General features: G+C 49.3%; 15 protein-coding genes and 1 pseudogene. 5 read left to right on the forward strand and 11 right to left on the reverse strand.

Translation table 11 applies throughout. The features are described 5' to 3' along the window. Nucleotides 1-109 precede the first annotated feature (109 nt). Nucleotides 110-1,039, reverse strand: a complete 930-nt coding sequence (locus tag MUG84_RS08505; RefSeq protein ID WP_244723626.1) for a hypothetical protein — start codon at nt 1,037-1,039, stop codon at nt 110-112. Between the two features lie 189 nt (nt 1,040-1,228). Between MUG84_RS08505 and MUG84_RS08510 the strand changes: the two genes are divergently transcribed. The 3 genes from MUG84_RS08510 to MUG84_RS08520 all read left to right on the forward strand — a co-directional run bounded on the left by MUG84_RS08510 (nt 1,229) and on the right by MUG84_RS08520 (nt 4,634). After that, nucleotides 1,229-1,924, forward strand: a complete 696-nt coding sequence (locus MUG84_RS08510) for a peptidylprolyl isomerase (RefSeq protein WP_244723628.1) — start codon at nt 1,229-1,231, stop codon at nt 1,922-1,924. A 436-nt stretch (nt 1,925-2,360) separates the two neighbouring features. Next, nucleotides 2,361-3,095 (forward strand): ZIP family metal transporter, encoded by a 735-nt coding sequence (locus MUG84_RS08515; protein WP_244723630.1) that lies wholly within the window; start codon nt 2,361-2,363, stop codon nt 3,093-3,095. A 189-nt stretch (nt 3,096-3,284) separates the two neighbouring features. Further along, on the forward strand, nt 3,285-4,634 hold the full coding sequence (locus MUG84_RS08520; protein WP_425313189.1) for an Nramp family divalent metal transporter: 1,350 nt from the start codon (nt 3,285-3,287) through the stop codon (nt 4,632-4,634). A gap of 70 nt (nt 4,635-4,704) precedes the next feature. On the opposite strand, the gene MUG84_RS08525 is transcribed toward MUG84_RS08520, so the two are convergent. The 9 genes and pseudogenes from MUG84_RS08525 to metG form a co-directional block, all read right to left on the reverse strand. Continuing rightward, nucleotides 4,705-5,880: an MFS transporter gene (locus MUG84_RS08525; protein ID WP_244723648.1), complete on the reverse strand. Its 1,176-nt coding sequence runs from the start codon at nt 5,878-5,880 to the stop codon at nt 4,705-4,707. A gap of 178 nt (nt 5,881-6,058) precedes the next feature. Next, nucleotides 6,059-6,370, reverse strand: coding sequence for an ArsR/SmtB family transcription factor (locus tag MUG84_RS08530; protein WP_244723652.1), 312 nt, complete (start codon nt 6,368-6,370; stop codon nt 6,059-6,061). Between the two features lie 54 nt (nt 6,371-6,424). After that, nucleotides 6,425-6,901: a MarR family winged helix-turn-helix transcriptional regulator gene (locus tag MUG84_RS08535; RefSeq protein WP_244723656.1), complete on the reverse strand. Its 477-nt coding sequence runs from the start codon at nt 6,899-6,901 to the stop codon at nt 6,425-6,427. A 272-nt stretch (nt 6,902-7,173) separates the two neighbouring features. Further along, on the reverse strand, nt 7,174-9,123 hold the full coding sequence (locus MUG84_RS08540; protein ID WP_244723660.1) for an ATP-dependent DNA helicase: 1,950 nt from the start codon (nt 9,121-9,123) through the stop codon (nt 7,174-7,176). A gap of 158 nt (nt 9,124-9,281) precedes the next feature. Beyond that, a complete protein-coding gene (locus MUG84_RS08545; protein WP_244723663.1) occupies nt 9,282-10,445 on the reverse strand; it encodes an AI-2E family transporter in 1,164 nt (387 codons plus the stop codon). A gap of 3 nt (nt 10,446-10,448) precedes the next feature. After that, complete coding sequence (locus MUG84_RS08550) at nt 10,449-11,759, reverse strand: hemolysin family protein (RefSeq protein ID WP_244723666.1); 1,311 nt, start codon at nt 11,757-11,759, stop codon at nt 10,449-10,451. 169 nt (nt 11,760-11,928) lie between these two features. Further along, nucleotides 11,929-13,422: an MDR family MFS transporter gene (locus MUG84_RS08555; protein ID WP_244723669.1), complete on the reverse strand. Its 1,494-nt coding sequence runs from the start codon at nt 13,420-13,422 to the stop codon at nt 11,929-11,931. A 60-nt stretch (nt 13,423-13,482) separates the two neighbouring features. After that, nucleotides 13,483-14,112: a TetR/AcrR family transcriptional regulator gene (locus MUG84_RS08560; protein ID WP_244723673.1), complete on the reverse strand. Its 630-nt coding sequence runs from the start codon at nt 14,110-14,112 to the stop codon at nt 13,483-13,485. 132 nt (nt 14,113-14,244) lie between these two features. After that, nucleotides 14,245-15,883: pseudogene (gene metG / locus MUG84_RS08565) on the reverse strand (methionine--tRNA ligase). A 560-nt stretch (nt 15,884-16,443) separates the two neighbouring features. Between metG and MUG84_RS08570 the strand changes: the two are divergent. Both MUG84_RS08570 and MUG84_RS08575 read left to right on the forward strand, forming a co-directional pair. After that, nucleotides 16,444-17,118 carry a M50 family metallopeptidase gene (locus MUG84_RS08570; RefSeq protein ID WP_244723676.1) on the forward strand — a complete coding sequence of 225 codons (675 nt, stop codon included), beginning with the start codon at nt 16,444-16,446 and terminating at the stop codon, nt 17,116-17,118. Nucleotides 17,119-17,352: 234 nt separating this feature from the next. Beyond that, on the forward strand, nt 17,353-18,732 hold the full coding sequence (locus tag MUG84_RS08575) for an Nramp family divalent metal transporter (protein WP_244723679.1): 1,380 nt from the start codon (nt 17,353-17,355) through the stop codon (nt 18,730-18,732). A gap of 49 nt (nt 18,733-18,781) precedes the next feature. Here MUG84_RS08575 and MUG84_RS08580 read toward each other — a convergent pair whose 3' ends face one another. Further along, complete coding sequence (locus MUG84_RS08580; RefSeq protein WP_244723682.1) at nt 18,782-19,456, reverse strand: hypothetical protein; 675 nt, start codon at nt 19,454-19,456, stop codon at nt 18,782-18,784. Nucleotides 19,457-19,464: the final 8 nt, after the last annotated feature.

Here is a 19,464-nt window from a genome sequence, read left to right on the forward strand (position 1 = left end):
GATTTTTATTCAGAAGTCGCCTTGATGTTAGGTATTAAGAATTAATTATAAAGGACCGTCCTAGCCATAGTCATGCGACTAAAGTTCCATTTCCCATGATTTAGGGGAATTACTCTGTCTGTTCGATGATCGATTCGTACCTTCTTTTTACATCTGCCAGACGCGTTTCCAAAACTCGATGCTCTTGCTCTAAATGGCGAACCACTTCTTTGACCGCATCCAGCTTCTCTTCCACCCGGTCCAGCGTATCGTTGATTCGTCCCTGTACCATCCAATCGGAAATAAAGCCGTCGAAAAAATAATCCGAAAAGTGGAGGAAGCTCCCGATGTCGATCTCGATGGACAGGTTCATTTCCACATCTTGAAGCTCTTTGCCGAACCGGCGCATACTAGACTGCGCATCATGGATATAGTCCATGGCCTCGTCGATTTTATTATGCTTGATATGCGTGGACATCATCCCGCCGCCAAACATATCGTAAGTTCCCCAGTTGCGCGCGGAATGCAGATAGTCCCTTGCCTGTTCCAGATCATGAAGCACAGAGTGCCCGGCCTGCACCGCTTCCTTCATCTCTTTCAAATGTACGGCCAAATCCGCCTGCTGTTCCGAAAGCTGTGACAGCTCCCCGTTTTGCTGCAAAATGATGTTTTCCTTTTCCTGCAGGATACGTTCATATTCGATATCGGAATAGCGGACATCCTGAAGCTGCTTCCGAATTTCTTCGCATTGCTTGCTCATATCTTCTGCAGCCCGCAACGCGGCATCATACTTGGCTTTGGCCTCCAGCACCTCCAGCTGCTCCCGCGCCAGCTTCTCTTCCTTTTTACCGATGATGCTGAAAAACAACCCGGATAAAGAAGTACCGGTTAACTGCTTCACATCCTTCTCCTCATCCGCCAGGCGCTGCTTCCAGCGATCCGCTTCCGACTCTCGTTCCTTCAGCTCCCGCTCCAGCTCCTGCAGACGCTTTTCCCACTTCTCCTTGCTTCTTATACATTCTTTCAACTCGGCCAGACGAGCGTTCGCCACTTCAAACATCCGCATCACTCCATATTAATATTTACAATCATTACCTTCTTAAACGTGACATTAATCGATAAGTTTCAACGAAATTCGGAAAGCACGTCCCTATAGGTATGAAGAGCCCCTTCTTGACCTACGCTAGATTTTACTGCAGAAAATCGATATGATTAGAATAAATTGCAAAAAGGAGTGAATATGAATTTCATGAAATACAAAAGAGTTTACCTTCCAATCATACTGATGATCGTGGTTGCGCTCGCGCTTGGCGGCTGCGGCAAAAAGCCAGAGGAGCCTAGTGCCCAACAGCCTAGTACCCAAAAAGAAGAGCCGACACAGCCTGCTACCCCAAAAGAAGAGCAGCCTCAGAACAAAAGCTGGACAAGCCCGCCGGCGATGCAAATTGACACGAGCAAGAACTACGAAGCTGAAGTTAAAACATCCAAGGGCTCGTTCACGATCCAGCTGTTTGCCAAGGATGCACCAAAGACGGTCAACAACTTCGTCTTTTTGTCCAAGGAAGGCTTCTACGATAATGTCACTTTCCACCGCATTATTGAATCATTTATGATTCAGACCGGCGATCCGACGGGAACCGGCGCAGGTGGTCCGGGATACTCCTTCGAGGATGAGAAGACCAGCTATAAATACGAGCCCGGCATCGTCGCCATGGCCAATGCAGGTCCGAATACGAATGGCAGCCAATTCTTTATCTGCACAGGAGCAGACAGCGAAGGGCTGAACTCCCAGCCGAACTATACCATTTTCGGTAAAGTAACGGACGGCATGGATGTCGTGAAGAAAATCGCCGCTACACCGGTTGAACCGAATCCCGATACAGGTGAGCCAAGCAAACCAACCGAAAAGGTAACGATCGACAGCATTAAGATCAACGAAAAATAAGAAAAACGTCTATCGACGTACTTTCACAGAAGACAGACCGCATTTAGAGGTAGTTTTTCTTGCGATTATAGCAATTGTTCAGCCTCGCTGAAAACTTATATATTCTATAATCTTAAGAAAAACGTCTATCGACGTACTTTCACAGAAGACAGACCGCATTTAGAGGTAGTTTTTCTTGCGATTATAGAATTGTTCAGCCTCGCTGAAAACTTATATATTCTATAATTTTAAAAAAAACGTCTATCGACGTACTTTCAAAGATGCGAGGACCGCCCTTCGAGCCAGTTCATTCACCGGCTGAAGCGGCGGTTCTTTTGTATCCTATTCACTCCCTGCATCTCCTTAGGAATAGTTTTTCGCATAGTAAGCAGAGCTTGCACATATTTTGGTACAAGGTTGATCTTGCGCTGAAACATTCGATGACCAGGAGGAAACGATGAATACCATTTGGATGGGATGTCTGGCAACCTCAATTTGCACATCCCTAGGTGCGCTGCCCGCCCTGCTGTTTAACAGGGTCACCCACCAGGGAAGGGATATTCTTCTGGCGTTTACCGCAGGCATTATGGTCGCCGCATCGACCTATGGCCTGATCCCGTCGGCGCTGAAGCTTTCTAATCTGTGGATTTTGACGATTGGGACCCTTCTCGGCACCGCCATTCTTACCTTACTAGAGCTGCTGATTCCCCATCAGGATCTGGAGCATTCCCCGCAGAATGCGGTCAGAGACCAGACAAGCTCTCTCATGTTCCTTTCTGCCATGGCTCTGCATAATCTACCAGAGGGATTATCCGTGGGCGTCAGCTACGGGAGCAGTAATCAGGATCTAGGGACCATCGTTGCGCTCAGCATCGGTCTGCAAAATATTCCGGAAGGCTTCCTTACTGCATTGTTCCTCATTACACACGGACTTCGCAGGCGCACCGCACTACTTCTGGCCACGCTTACCGGCGTGCTGGAGCTTGCAGCCTGCTGGTTAGGGCTAGAGTTCGCAGGAAACTTTACGGCGATTGTGCCATACGGCCTCGCCTTTGCAGCCGGGGCTATGCTGTTCGTCGTTTACAAAGAGCTTATTCCGGAAAGCCACGGGGATGGCAATGAGCGCGCCTCCACATTTTCATTCATATTCGGCCTGCTGACCATGATCGCACTGACCCACTTGCTGAAATGAGGTGTCTGACATGCACTCATATAAATTTTTCCATATTTTTTGCCTCGGTAAAACTTTTTGTTGTAAGGTAAATTATTTTGTGTTAGGCTAATATTATAAATCAGGAAGCATCGATCAAATTTTTTTACCCAAAAAGTTGTCCTGAGGAAAAATAATTTCCCTCGAGAAAGAAGGTTGTCCCGAATGAGCATGTCCGTACGAAGATTGCAGGAACCGCAGCCGGAGCAAGGCTGGCATTCCAAACGGCGCAGTCCCAGCCTCCCTGAAGTCTACAAATCGATGAAAGTCCCGACCAAGGGGAGTTTTTTCCGAAGGCTGCTTGCCTTCGTTGGCCCTGGATATCTCGTTGCCGTGGGCTATATGGATCCAGGGAACTGGGCAACCTCTCTAGCGGGCGGATCCATGTTCGGCTATACGCTGCTGTCCGTCATCCTCATCTCCAACCTGATGGCCATTGTGCTGCAGGCTCTATCAGCTCGGCTCGGAATTGCGACCGGTAGAGATTTGGCACAGGCCTGCCGCGATCATTACAGCAAGCCGGTGAATTTTAGCTTATGGATCCTCTGTGAACTGGCAATCGCCGCATGCGATTTGGCCGAGGTCATCGGATCCGCCATAGCGCTGCAGCTGTTATTCGGATTGCCGCTAATCTATGGCGTACTCCTCACCGCACTGGACGTCATGCTTGTACTCTTTTTGCAGAACAAAGGTTTCCGCTACATCGAGGCCATCGTCATTTCGCTAATTGTCATTATCATGCTGTGCTTCGGTGTCGAAATGGCGTTATCCAGACCGGAAATCGGCGGCATCGTGTCCGGGTTCATCCCAAGTCCGGAAATCATCAAAAATCCGCAAATGCTGTACATTGCACTTGGAATCCTCGGCGCTACGGTCATGCCGCATAATCTGTACCTCCACTCTTCCATCGTGCAAACGCGCAACTATGAGGATACGGTGCAGGGCAAAAAATCCGCGATCCGCTTCGCTACGATCGACTCCACCGTCGCCTTGATGCTTGCCTTATTCGTGAATGCGGCGATTCTGATTCTGTCCGCAGCCGCTTTCCATTCCACCGGCCATACGGAAGTCGCTGAAATTCAGGATGCCTATCAGCTGCTCACGCCTCTGCTGGGTACTGGCATTGCCAGCGTGCTGTTCGCCGTAGCCCTGCTGGCCTCTGGCCAGAATTCCACCTTGACCGGCACACTAGCTGGGCAAATTGTGATGGAAGGCTTCCTGAACATCCGGCTGAAGCCTTGGATTCGAAGACTCATCACCCGTGCCATCGCCATCGTTCCGGCCGTACTGGTTATCGGCATCGCCGGCGAGAAGGCAACCGGAAGTCTGCTCATCCTAAGCCAGGTGATTCTGTCCCTGCAGCTGTCCTTCGCCGTCATCCCGCTCGTCATGTTCACTGGAGATAAGAAGAAAATGGGCCCCCACACCGCGCCAAAGTGGCTGCAAATTCTCGCCTGGTTCATTACGATAGTCATCGCTATTCTCAATGTTTACCTGCTGTATGGAACGTTTGCCTTTTAAAGCCTCATTCACCAACAAAAAGACTGTACCCGGTTCATTTTAACCTTGGGTACAGCCTTTTTTGTAGCTTTTAAACCGCAGCAGCCTTCTCTTGAGCAGGACTGTAAATTTTCAATTTGATCAGAATCAGCACGAACGCCAGCACCGCAAAGAGCATTCCGCTCCAAACCAGCTGATGAATGCCGAGCCGGGAGATGAACCAGCCTCCAAGTGAAGATCCGAGCGTAATGCCCAGGTTCGAAAAGGAAACGAACAGGCTGTTGCCGAATTCGGGTGCATCTTTCACCTCCGTCATCAGCCAGGTTTGACTGATAATAAGACCGCCGGAGTGAACCATGCCCCAGAGGAACACGACAAGGAGCATCGGTACAAAGGAGTTCCCGAAGACATACACAAGCAGATAAATGATTAGGTAAAGCAGCGGAAAAGCAACGACCGTCTTGATCATGTTTTTTTGCAGCGAACCCCCAAACAGGAAGTTTCCGACGATCATAATCACGCCAAACACCATTAGCATGATGCTGATCCAGGACCCGCTCATGTGCGTAACCTGTCCCAGATATTCGGCGAAATAGCTGTACACCGAGAACATGGCCGCGAAGATGCAGCACACAGCCGCAATATTCAGCCACACGGCAGGTTTCCGCAGAATACCCACCTGCTTTCCGTAAGACATTTTCTCCTGAACCGGCATGGAAGGCAGTAGGACCAGAATTCCCACAAAAGCGATTGTGTTCACGGCAGCTGCGAACAAGAACGCCGCTTCCAGCGAGATTTGCTCTGCCAAGTAGGAGGTCAGCGGTACGCCAAAGGCGAAGCCGACGGTGATGCCCGCGAACACTTTCGTCACCGCCTGACCGCTTTTTTCGGGCGGAACAAGCTGTGCCGCGGTTACCAGGGCAATCGAAAAAAAGATCGGATGAAAAATGGCAGGGATGATGCGGAACGCTAGCAGCACCTCAAACTGGCTTGTCAGAACATAAAATACATTGGATATCGCAAACATAAGCACCGACAGGCTCAGGATGAGCTTCCGGTTCATTCCCGAAGCGAGCAGCGTTACGAACGGGCCGGAGATGGCTACCACCAAAGCAAAGATACTCACCAAAAGACCGGCCTGCGAGGTCGTAATATTGAATCTTTCGGTCACCTGGGGTAGAACCCCTACAATCCCCATTTCGGTCGTTATGATGCCAAAGACACCCAAAGCCAGCATTAAAATAAGCAGCGGGCTGCTTTTCTTCATATCATCTTCTCTCCAATCTGATTACATCATATTTATATATCTATATATTTGGATATGTTTTCTCTCTCCCCTTCCTTGTCGTTAAGCTACCATAACATCAGCCATTATATATCTATTTATATGGATATGTAAATATGTGAGTACAAAAAAAGGAGTCGCCTCCTTTTTTCAGCTACATCTATAATTCAGTTCGAACATATTCGGCAAAGGCCTGGATCGTTTTCTCGTTGCGCCGGTAAAAGGTCCATTTGCCCACCCGCTCCGCTTCCAGCAGCCCGGCTTTCTGCATCGTACATAAATAACTGGAAACGACAGACTGCGCCAGACCAGTCAGATTCTGAATATCGCTTACGCAGGCACCTACTTTAATCGTGAGCCCATGCTCTAGATAGGGCGTTTCATCAAAGTACTGCTCCGGATGTTTGAGCCAGAACAAAATTTGCCGGCGCGTATCGTTGGATAATGCTTTTAAGATTAAGGACGGTTCCATACTCTTTTCGATCCTTTTTCATAAATTTATCGCGGCTTTGGGGAAGATCCTGCTCTACCACACGGGCCGCAGCTTTTGCGGCAAATCCTCTTCGCCTACGAATTGAATAATCTGTTTCAAATCCGAACGCATCGTATTCAAGTGGTTAGGACCGATAATCCCTCCCCAACGATTTTCAATATTCATATAGATGCTCTCCTTGGCCTTGATGAGTGCCCAGCCGCGCTCAGTAAGCACAACCAGTTTACCTCTTCCGTCTGAGGGATGGGGCCTCCGGATGACATAACCGCGTTCCTCTAGGTAGTCTAGCATCTGGCTTACCGCCTGCTTGGAAATACCCAAAAGCTCAACCAACGTCTTTGCCGTGGCTCCGTCCGGAATCAGCCCTTGGAACAAAAACCCGTGCATAGGCCGGATATCATCGAATCCAAGCTCAACCAGCCGCTGATGAAGCTCCTGATTGAGAGTGCTGAAGGCGAGCGAGAACAGTGTTGCCAAATCATCTTGATGTCGACGGGGTGTTTTGGGCATAAGTAGTACAACTCCTTGCTGTGAATAAAGGTAAAAATTGGTCAGTTTAGTTGACTTCTATTTACATTATACCGTTCAAGTTCCGGCAGAATCAAATCGGGACTTCATTTCCGAAGCGCACATCCCAGGATCTGGAATTGTCTATGACTATCATGTGAACTATTGGGGGAATTGAGTGTATCATTCTAAAAAAACTCCAACATCAGACGTCCACTGTGACGGTGATATTGGAGTAAAATATTTATCCTATAGACAATTTAGCATCTTAATCATCAAGCCTGTTCCTGCAGCTCTACGCCGTCAGGAAGCACAGCCAGTACCCGCTCTCTGACGACGGGGCTCTCTCGCATTTCCTCGCCCAGAATCACGACGATTCCGCGGTCATCCCGCGAACGGATCAGCCTTCCGATTCCCTGTCTAAAGCGAAGCAGCATGTACGGCAGATCCACTTCTTCGAACGGATCGGCGGCTGCATTCCGCTTAGCAATAAATACCGGATCATGCGGCGGGAACGGCAGCGACCAAATGATGACGTTCGATAGCGATGGTCCAGGCACATCCAGACCTTCCCATAGGCTGACCGCGCACAGCACGCTCTCTTCCTCGCGCTGGAACGCCGAAATCAGATGGCTGATCTCCCCATCGCCTTCGAAATAGAACTTCATACCGACAAGCCCGGGCTCAGAAGCAGCCTTTTGCTTGAACAACCGTAGCTCCTCCCGGGATTTGAAGAGGATCAGGGCCCTTCCTCCGGTTCGGTTCAGCATCCGTACGGCTTGTTTCATTTTGCCGTCAAAACCGTCTGAAAGACTCCATTCCGGAGCCAAGGCCTCCATCTGCTGCTCATATTCATAGGGAGAGGCAACCGAAAAGGACAGGAAGCTATTGATCCCGAGGCTGTCCGCTACGTACCGGAAGGAGCCATCGACAGAGAGAGTCGCCGACGAGAATACAATCGGCATCTTGAGGCCAAACACATGCTCTTCCAGCACTTCCTTCACGCTTTTCGGCATAATGGAGAGCGTAAGTCCCTCCGGACTCTCCGTTACCCAGCAGATCAAGGCTTCCGAACGCTCAAACAGCATCAGCGCCTTTTGCATCATCTCCAGATGCTCCTCCACGATCCGAAGCTGGTAGTCATCGAGCGTATACAGTTCGCTTTCAAACACCAGCTCTTCCTCGATCGCCGTCAGCAGCCCCCGAAACTGATGTACCTCCCGCAGCAGCTCATCGCTGAGCATGATTTCTTTTCGGTCCGAACCTGGAATGAGGCGGCTATTACGGCCAAAAGCGGAAAACATCGCTTCGCTCTGCACGATGGCGTCGTCAATAAGTACGGCAAGCGCCTCACGGATCTCATTTTGCAAAAGACGCGTAATGAGCTCTTCAAAGACGACATGCTTCATCTTATATCCCAGCGCCTTCATCGCAGCGGACTCCAGGAGATGCCCCTCGTCAAACACAACGGAGGAATGCTCAGGCAGGAGAGGCAGCTGTCCTTCGCGCTTGCGGCCATCATACGTCCAGACATGCTCCAGATAATAATCATGCGAGCAAATAATCAAATCGGCCGAGCGCCGGTAATGATCTCGCGACAGCGTCTGTCCGCAGCGGTGGCGCCGATCGCAGGTGAAGCAGTCCTGGAAGGAATCCCAGTTGATTTTCTGCCACTGCTCATCACTCAGTTGCGGATAATCCCGCCGGTCTCCGTAAGCATGAAAGGACTGCATCGGAGCATGGGAATACACAAAATCCGGCAGGCCGGTGGCAATACTGTCCCACAGCATCTCTTCATCGCCCTTCATGCGGGCTTCATCCAGCTTACGCAGGCACAGATACTGATCCGGTGATTTGCCAAGACGCGCATCGATCATGAGGTCCAAATGCCGCGCCAACTTGGCGATATCACCCTCCGGCTTGACCAGCTGTTCAATCAGGGACTCATCGGCGCAGGCAATGACTGCCGGTTTGCGCGTATAACGCGCGTAGCACACAGCGTACAAGAGATACACCAGCGTTTTGCCCGTGCCTACGCCCGCTTCGGCGAAAATCGTTTTTTTCTCGGCAAAAGCCTTTTCTAGTTGAAACGCCATATATATCTGCTCATCACGGACCTCAAAGCCCGCTTCAGGCAGCAATTCGTAAAATACATCCGCCACCCATTCACCCGCTTGCTGAATAAAAGGCCGTGCAGGATCATACGCAAAAGGGTACCGTTCCACGTTACAATTACCTCCAGATTCCACTTGGAATTCAATCTTTCTCACTTGTCCATACAGACGAACATCCCATTATCACACGCCCTAGGTGGAATTACAATGGTTTATATTGAAAAAGACCCTTCTGCAAATGCAGAGGGTCTTAGGGTGATTCATCTCCGTTAATCTATACCTCCGGCTTCAATGGCTCCTTCCTCGTACAAGCGGGAGCGCACTTTAAACCATTGATAGACATGAGAAACAATGACTTTCAGAACGGCATATCCCGGAACCGCCAGCAGAACGCCGACGACGCCAAACAGGTTGCCGCTGGTCAGGATAACGAAAATAATTGTAATTGGATGAATCTTGAGCGTTTTGCCCATAACCTGAGGTGAAATAAATTTCCCTTCGATCAGCTGCACAACCGTCCAGACGATAAGCATCTTCAACAGCATCATCGGCGATGTAACCATGGCCACAACCAAGGCCGGCGTTATCGCAATGGCCGGTCCCAGGTAAGGCACTACGCTCGTGAAGGCGGCAATGATAGCCAGAATCAGCGAATACTTCAGGCCGATAATAATGTATCCGACAAACAGAAGCGCACCGATACAGAAGCTGACGATGATCTGACCGCGGATGTAAGAGCTGATCTGATGGTTCATTTCGCTCATCACCCTGTTCGTCTCGCCGCGCAGCTTCGTAGGTACGAAGCCCAGAATAAAGCCCGGGAGCTTTTTGCCGTCCTTGAGCAGGTAGAACAGGATAAACGGAACGGTCACAATCGCCAGCACCACTTCGATCAGGCCGCCGACAAAGCCGCCGATTCCCATCCAGGTTTTGTTCAGGAAGGTGGTTGCCTTATCGGAAATCGTCTTAATGACTTCCTGCGGATCGAAGTTAATGGAATCCTGGAAGTGATTAATCATATTGCTGCCCATCAAATGCTCAAACTGTACTCGCACCATCTCGATGTATGACGGAAAATTGTTCACCAGGTCCATGATTTGATCCCGGATGACCGGTATGACAAGCGTGAGCAGCACGGTAATAACCCCGATAATGAGTACATACAGCATCAAAATGGACTGAATCCGCCCTACTTTGTGTTTTTCCAGGAAATCCACGATTGGATTCAGCAGATAGTACGCGACTCCCGCGAGGATGATTGGAAGTACTATTGTACTCAACAGCACCATGACCGGATAAAAAATAAATGATATTTTGCTGAGCACCATAATGTTGAGGCCAATCAAGAGCAGAACCAGGAGAAACAATACAAAACGGTTATTCAGGAAAAACCGTTTGAAGCGGCTCGCCCAATTCAGGGAAGAATTATCCATAATTTATTCCTCGTTTCCCCTTTTCTTAATAATTTCCAGCTTACAGAAACGGTTATGATCCCTTTCCAGAAGGATAAACGCCACATCGTCCTGCATGAAGGTATCCTTCTCCTCCATCTCATTGTTCTGGCTGTACAGCCATCCACCGATGGTATCCCATTCTTTGGTATCGATATCGAGATTGAAATAATCATTGATCTCTGATACGGATACCATCCCGTCGACAATTAGGTGATTTTCTTCCAGTTCCTTCATCTCATCCTCTTCATCGGTATCGAATTCGTCGCGGATCTCTCCCACGATCTCCTCGATGATATCCTCAATCGTCACGATGCCCGAAGTGCCGCCGTATTCATCAATCAGCAGCGCCATATGCGTGCCTTCGCTCTGCATCCGCTGCAGGAGCACATTGACCGGAGTGACCTCTGAAACAGCCATGATCGGAAGGATCAGCGTGGCCACATCGACATGTGGGTTATCCTCATAAGCCAGAAAGAACTGCTTCGTATTGATAATGCCGATCACGTTGTCCTTGCTGCCGTCGATCAGAGGAAAACGGGTATATTGCTGCTCTTTAATGACTTCGATATTTTCTTCCCGCGACTTGTTCTTATCGAGGCAGATCATATCGGTGCGCGGAACCATGATCTCCTTGGCCAGCATATTGTCAAACGCAAAGATCCGGCTGACATATCCGAATTCATTGTCGTTAATTTTTCCGCCTTCAAGACTTTCACTTAAAATAATCTGCAGCTCTTCCTCGGAATGGGCTTCCTCATGCTCCGAGGCCGGCTGAATGCCGAACAAACGCACCAGCTGATTCGCCGAACCGTTGAGCAGCCAGATAAACGGGTACATGATTTTATTGAACCAAATGATCAGAGGCGAGAACCAAAGTGCGATGGTTTCCGCTTTACGGATCGCTATGGTCTTCGGCGCAAGCTCCCCAATAACCACATGCAAATAGGTGATCACAACGAAGGCGATGACCAAAGATAAAATCGAGCTTACTTCTTCGGAAAAATGCCATTTTTCAAACAAAGGGTGAAGAATTTTCTCCACCGTCGGTTCCCCGAGGAAACCTAAAATGAGCGATGTAATCGTAATCCCTAACTGGCAGGCGGATAAATAACCGTCGAGGTTTGCGAGCACCTTTTTTACTGATCCTGCACCCTTACGTCCTTCAGCAATCAACTGATCGACCCGGCTCGATCGGACGCGGATCACTGCAAATTCCACCGCCACGAAAAAGGCCGACAGCCCGATCAATATAGCAACCAATACTAAATTTAAAATATACCTGTCACTTTCCATTGATGCATTTCTCCTTATAAATTTATCATATATAATTCACTAACATGCTTATACGGAATTTTAGTAGCTTAGGTTTCAACACCGTTTTAGAAAAATGCAAGCCATGAAAAAACAGCCCGGAGGCCGTTTCGATCGAAACAGTCTCCGGGCTCTTCCATATGATTATGGTTTAATGTCCAATCATCAGTGACGGATCCGGATTGCCTTCCTCTTCGGACCCCACGGCCGTCTCCTTCGGTTTACGGAGGATGAGGCAAAGGGCGACGCCCACAACGGCCAAGCATGCCGATAGATAAAATACGTCATCAAATCCAGACACTGCAGCCGTCAGCGGATTTGCTCCCTTACCTGCTTCTGTCATGTGATGAGTGACGCGGCTGGTAAGATATCCGGTCATACCTGCGACAGCAAAGGATACAACCACCTGCTGCAGTGCAGACGTCAGCGAAGTGACGCGGCTTACAATCTGCCTTGGTGCCGCGTTAAGCACATGGGTATTCAGCGGCATCATGGATAAGCCCATGCCAAATCCCATTCCGCCCAGAATCGGCATAATCGTAGAAAGCGAAGTATTCGCGTCAATGTGGCCGAGCAGGAACAGCATCACAGCAATAATGATCAAACCGATAAAAGCGACTGGGCGGGCACCGTATTTATCATAGAATTTGCCGCCGATCGGCATAGCGATTCCCGAGCACAGCGCCTGCGGAAGTAGGATTAGACCGGTTTCCAAAGGCGTAAACTGGCGGATGTTCTGAAGGTACAGCGGAACAAACAGCATACTGCCGAACAAGGAAGCCTGCATGATCCATGTGAGGATAATTCCCCGGGTGAAATCGGAAGAGCGGAATACCCGCAGCTCAAGCAGCGGATTTTTATGAACGAGCTCCACGATGATAAACAGAATCAATGCGACTCCACCCACGAGAAGACCGACTTCAGCTCCTGTAGAGGTCCAGGACACGCTACCGCCCTCGTTTACGCCGTAAGCCAGCATAGAGAACGCGATTGGAGCCAGAATAATGCCCAGCAGATCCAACTGTTTCGGTGCGTTGTGGTCTGCTTTAGGCAGATAAGCAATTCCCAAAATAACGGCAATCACGCCGATCGGTACATTAATCAGGAAAATCCAGCGCCAGTTGGCGTATTCAACAAGCCATCCGGAAAGTACCGGACCAAGGGCTGGCGCAAGCAGCATCGGAACCCCGAGCATTCCCATAATGGATCCCCGGCGATCCGGAGGTGCCAGCTTGAACACCATCGCCATCCCGATCGGAGCTACCATGCCTCCCCCGAGACCCTGAAGCACGCGGAAAATAATGAGCTGGGTTGGAGTTTGAGCAAAAGAGCAAAGCGCCGACCCAATCACGAACAAAATGACGGTAGTTACAAAAATCTGCTTGGCGCCAAAGCGGTCCGTCATCCAGCCTGCAAGCGGGATAACCGCCGAAAGGGCAAGCGTATAACCAGTAATCGCCCACTGAATAGTTTTCAAATCGCTGTGGAAAAATTCCACCAGCTTCGGAACCGCCACATTCACGACCGTTCCATCCAAAATAACCATGATCATGCCAACAATAATAGCCAGAAGCGGCGGAAGAATCGCCTTCAGCGAGAACGGCGCTTCCTCTATGGCGGGATTGCCCGCCAATGGTTTAGACATAGTTTTCTCCACTCATTTCTATATGTTTTTTATATTTTTCAAAACTGAGGATGGCTGTATTCAGCTCTGTTTGTATTTGTGAAAATAAAGGCTGAACAGCATCTCGATCTGCTGCTTAAGCTCAGGCAGATGAATTTCCGGCGCAGGTTCATCTCCAGCCGCATTCATATAAGACTTCATGATCACCGGATAAAAAACCGCACCATGGAGCTGAACCATCATGCCGCTTAGCACGGTTTCATCAGATTCATGTGTGATTTCCCTTAACGTGCTGATCATCTTCTCTGTTTTCATGACTTTGCTGTAACGTGCAAATTCATGCTGTGAGCAGCAAATCAGACGGCTCTGATCCATTATTTCCTTGGCAAGACCGGGATACTGCTGCAAATGGCTGAGATAGCGGTAATAAAACAGCTTCAGCCGCTCAATCGGCTCCTGAGATTCATCATCCAGTACGGCAAAGGCATCGTCAAAGGTTGCGACCAGTTTGCCGATCGCCTTGGAGAGAAGCTTCTCCTTGGAGCCAAAATGATAATTCACGAGCGCCAAATTGATATCTGCCTTCTCGGCAATCCTGCGCAGTGTCGCACATCCGACCCCTTCCTCACGAATCAGCTCGACGGTAGCGTTTAATATGTCCATCTTCGTATCTACTCCAGTGGTATGTTCTGAGCTGTCATCCTTTATCAAGGCGGGTTCCGTCCCCCTCTCCAATATATATAAAATTTAAATTAAACATCGTTTAATACATCGTTTAATTTAACTGCAGATCATGTAAATGTCAATATATTTTCAGAAAAATTTTCAACAAAACTTACAATACTAGCTTTTCTGTAGACGCTCGGTTTCCTCATCAATCAGTGCCGTATCAATCCGTTCAAACAGCAGTTTCAGCTTGCGGATTTCCCTACCCTCGGGCACCAGTACAGGCTGCCAGGACGGCTTCGGCAACGACAAGAATCCTCTGATCTCCTCACAGGCAAACGGTATAAAACGGTTCGAGGAGGCTGCTTAGATTCGCAATGATCTGCACGCAGTTATGCAGAGTGGCACCGCAAGCTTCGCGGTTGTCCTTGATCTGCAGCCATGGCTTCTCGTCATCGAAATACTTGTTGGCCCGGCGTACAAAAAGGAATATGCCCTCTAGGGCATCCTTGAAGTTCCCGGCGGAGGTACGGCTGCCCGAGCTTTGATACAACGCCGTAACGGCTTCTTTCCATTCGTCCGGGAGTTTTCCTGCAGGAACCTTTCCATCAAACGACTTACAGATAAAAGCAAGCGTCCGATGCACAAAATTGCCGAAGGCACCAAGCAGTTCGCCGTTATGGCTGTAAATGAACTCTCTCCAGGAGAAATCGGCATCACGGTTCTCCGGTCCGTTTGCGATCAGAAAATAGCGGATGGAATCCGGCTGATACCGGGCCAGCAGATCCGATGCCCATACCGCCCAGTTCCGGCTGGTCGAGAACTTCTTGCCTTCAAGGGTCAGGTATTCGCAGGAAATGATATGATCCGGTAAATGCAGCCCTTGAACTCCCAGCAGAATCGCGGGCCATATCAGCGTGTGAAAGGGGATGTTGTCCTTTCCATGAACATAGTAAGCGGTAATATTCCCGTGATCTTCCTCCCGCCAGAAAGTCTCCCAGCTTCCGCCCGTTTCGACTGCCCACTGTTTGCTGGCCGAGAGATAGCCGCTGACGGCCTCGATCCATACATAGATTTTTTTCGCTTCAAAACCCGGCAGCGGAACGTCGACTCCCCAAGCTAGATCCCTAGTGGCTGCCCGATCCTGCAGTCCTTCCTTCAGGTAGCGCCTGGTCATCTGGACGGCATTATCCCGCCAGCCCTTTGCCTGGCCTTCATACGCGGTTAATGCCTCCTGGAATTTGGATAACGCGAGGTAATAATGCTCGGTAAGCCGCTCTACCGGGGGCGTTCCGCACAGCTTGCAGGTCCGCTCCTTCAGATCCGAGGGATCGAGCAGTGTGGAACAATAATCGCATTGGTCTCCCCGCGCGCGCTCCCCACATACCGGGCATATTCCTTCCACATACCTGTCAGGCAAGAAGCGCTGATCCACTTCGCAGTAGGTTTGCAGAACCTTTTTCGGATACAAGTACCCTTGTTCCAGCAACTTTACAAAAAGCTCCTGTACCGTCTCGTGATGTGCCGGCTGATCCGTACGCGTATATAGATCATAGCTGAATCCAAGCTTGGCAAAACATTCAGTGAACTCCTGGTGGTAGCGCCCCGCAAACTCGCCTGGTTCAATTCCTTCCTGCGCCGCCTGAACGGCTACAGGCGTTCCATGACAGTCGCTGCCCGAAACGTACAAGACCTCATCTCCCTTGGCGCGAAAATAGCGTGCGAGCACATCGCCCGGCAGCAAGCTCGCCAGCCTTCCCAAATGCAGTGAACCATTGGCATAGGGCCATGCCCCGCCGATAAAAATATGTGCCATTGTTCTTCCTCCCTTTTTTACGTAAATACAAAAAGCCCCCGTCCCCAAAGGGACGAGAGCATCATACTCACGTGTTACCACCCAAATTCATTCATGCCTCACGGCACTCACCTCATCAGGTACGCCGCGGAAAGAAGCTGCACGGTTATACCTTAGCACGTTAACGGATGCGGGGTTCCGGCACAGCCTACATCCGTATCTGGATTCGGTGCGCAGCTCCAAGACCATGTTCCCGTAGGTTATCCTTTGCTCCTTTTCAGCTTCCGGAGCTCTCTGTTCAAAGGCGTCACCGCGGTACTCTTCTTTTCATCGCTTTTATTACGGGTATTTAATTATCTGTTATATTACCAGGATATGGATAATGAAAGCAAGTGTTTTAATCGAATTCAAACTTCTTTATTATGGAATAAATGATATGAGATCCGGCAAGGGTCGTCAGCTGCCAATTAATACTGAGAGTTACCCTAAGATGACTCAAACTGGTTTTTATCGGCGGCAACAGGTAAGATAGAAGCAACACGAAGAGAAATGAGGGGAGAACCATTCAAGCTTGGTTAAAAATGATCCTGCTCGTCGTGCTGACCAGCATTTTGACTCGTTTTGTGCCATTCTCCGCGTTTTTCCGGAATGTGGATACACTTGTCCATGAATTGTCGCATGCGCTGGTTACGCTCGTATTATCGGGGAAAGTCATGGTTATTTATCTATACAGCAATCAAAGCGGAGTCACACACTCCATTTTTGCCGAGAACTGGATGTCCATCCCGATCTCGCTTGCCGGTTACATCGGCTCTGCCTTGTTTGCCCTGCTGCTGTTTTACCTCTATGCCAAAAGAAAAGAACAAGCCGGACTCATCATCGTCATGGTGCTGGCAGCCATCGCGGCATTGCTGTTTGTTCGCAACAGCTATGGCTTGGTCTGGTGCATTGGCTTCGCTATCCTCAGCTGTCTGGTTGCTTTCATGGCTCCGCCATGGCTGAAGAACGGCTACTATATCTTGATTGCTTTTATCTGCCTGGTCGAGTCTGTCATCAGTCCGCTCGTCATTTTAAAGATATCTCTCTATAACCCAAGCGCTGCAGGCGACGCGGCCAATCTGGCTCAAGTCACACATGTGCCGGCGCTGATCTGGAGTCTTGTCTTTGTAGCCGTCTCCTTATACTGCGCGAAAATCTCGACATCGCTCCTGCTCAAGCGGGGCTTCGGCGCCAAGCCGCAGGCATCCAATCATTAAATCACTTAAAGGTGGCCGTTCGTCTTCATGACGTACGTGCCGCCTTTTTTCGATATCCCTCATAACGTTCTGCTCAAAGTACATCTTCCTTCCATTTTAACAATCGCCATTCTTGCATACCGGAAAACTAATTTACTCTATAAAAATATATTTACTATTGACAAAAATGTTTACCGAGGGCAAAATGTGAATATATCATTCATACAAACTATCAATAGAATGAAGGGAATTATTATGGGAAGCTCAACTCCACTCCAACAAACATCACAGCATACTAATCATGTGTTTAGTCCTGCAAACGGGCAGAGTCTTGAAGAAATCAATAATACCGTCTCACTTCCGAAGAATGCAGGCTTCTGGAAAAAGCTAGCCGCCTACAGCGGCCCTGGCGCTCTGGTCGCCGTCGGTTATATGGATCCGGGAAACTGGATAACCTCCATACAAGGCGGGGCTCAATTTGGATATACCCTTCTCAGCGTTATTCTGCTGTCCAGTCTGATTGCCATGCTGCTTCAGAGCATGTGCGCCAAGCTGGGGATTGTTACCGGAATGGACCTGGCCCAGGCTACACGCCAAGCTACGAGCAAGCCTGTTGCCGTTGTTCTATGGATTTTAACGGAGCTCGCCATCATGGCGACCGATATTGCCGAGGTCATCGGAAGTGCGGTAGCGCTGGAGCTATTGTTTAAAATCCCGCTCCTGATTGGTGTACTGATCACCACATTGGACGTACTACTACTGTTATTGCTGGCTAAAGTCGGATTCCGCAAAATCGAAGCGATTGTGGTCACGCTGATTCTTACCATTTTTGTCGTTTTCTTCTATGAGGTGCTCTTGTCCAATCCAAGTATCGGTCCTATGCTTAAAGGCTTCATTCCTAGCCCGGAAATAGCGACTAATAACGGCATGCTGCTGATCGCACTCGGAATCGTCGGGGCAACCGTCATGCCTCACAATTTGTATCTGCACTCTTCCTTAGTGCAAACACGTCAGTTCGCACGTACACCAGAGGGCAAAAAAGAAGCCGTTCGTTTTGCGACTATCGACTCGAACCTTCAGCTCAGCGTCGCATTCGTGATCAACTGCCTGCTGCTGGTACTGGGGGCGGCCATGTTCTTCGGGTCAACAAGTGATCTGGGCCGATTTACGGATTTGTACAACGCGCTTTCCGATAACGCTATCGTAGGAGCCATTGCGAGTCCACTACTCAGTACCCTTTTTGCTGTAGCCCTGCTCGCTTCTGGTCAGAATTCAACCATTACAGGAACCTTGTCCGGCCAGATTGTCATGGAAGGCTTTATCCGAATGAAAATGCCTGCCTGGATGCGCAGAATCATTACGCGGGTTATCGCTGTAATTCCAGTCATTATTTGCGTCATTATGTTCGGCGGTAAGGAAAATGCGGTTGAACAGCTGCTTCTGTATACGCAAGTGTTCCTGAGTATACAATTACCGTTTGCGATCATCCCGCTCACGATATTCACAAGCGACAAAAAACGGATGGGCGAATTCGCCAATCCCGCTTGGGTCAAATATCTGTCCTGGACCATAGCCATTATTCTGTCCCTGCTAAACATATTTCTGGTCTACGGCACTTTTGCCGGTATAGAATAAGAAAAAAAAGGGGAGCACATGATCTGCTCCCCTAGTCATTCTCCTCTATTCACAAGCTTCCATTGATTCTCTCCATCCGCATCCACGGAAAATCTCTGCCCGCTTCATCTGTCCAAGGTATAAAATGCGGCTGCATCACTTCATGCCAATTGCTGGGTGTTTGCTGCGTATTGAGAAGCCCCTGGCGTGTATGTTCACTAACCAAGCTCGGCAATTCATGATACGAGAAAATCAGCGTGCCGAACAGCCCGATCATATAGGTTTCATTGAAGCTTGGCTCCGCTTCTTCCTGCCTTTGAAAGTGGTAGTATATATAACTTGCCGCCATTTCAGGCCGCAAACAAGCAATCGAGCCGATTCGCTCGTCAATTTGGCGGTTTTTCCTCCATGTATCATAATCTGAAGGCACCCCATCGTGATAAATATCGATTAAAGGTACCTCAAGCCGGGCTGTAGCTTCAATTTCAGCCTTGCTTAGCGGATTCGCTGGCCATGATTCCAGCCATCGGCTGTAATGCTGCGGCCATCGCCACTCTGCTTGTTCTGAAAGATGGGCTGATTCCGCATAAATAAACACATATAATTGTGAAACAAAGATGGAAACATCCGATAGTCCCTGAACAGCCCAATCCCTTCGAAGCGACTCCATATCCGCATTCACCGTTCGGCGGAACTCGCTCTCAGAGTCACACCGAATCTGGGAATAATACAGTAAACGTTTCATAGGTGTAA

Origin of the sequence: Paenibacillus mangrovi, assembly GCF_022898935.1 — a bacterium.
Classification (GTDB): Bacteria; Bacillota; Bacilli; order Paenibacillales; family Paenibacillaceae; genus Paenibacillus_AQ; species Paenibacillus_AQ mangrovi.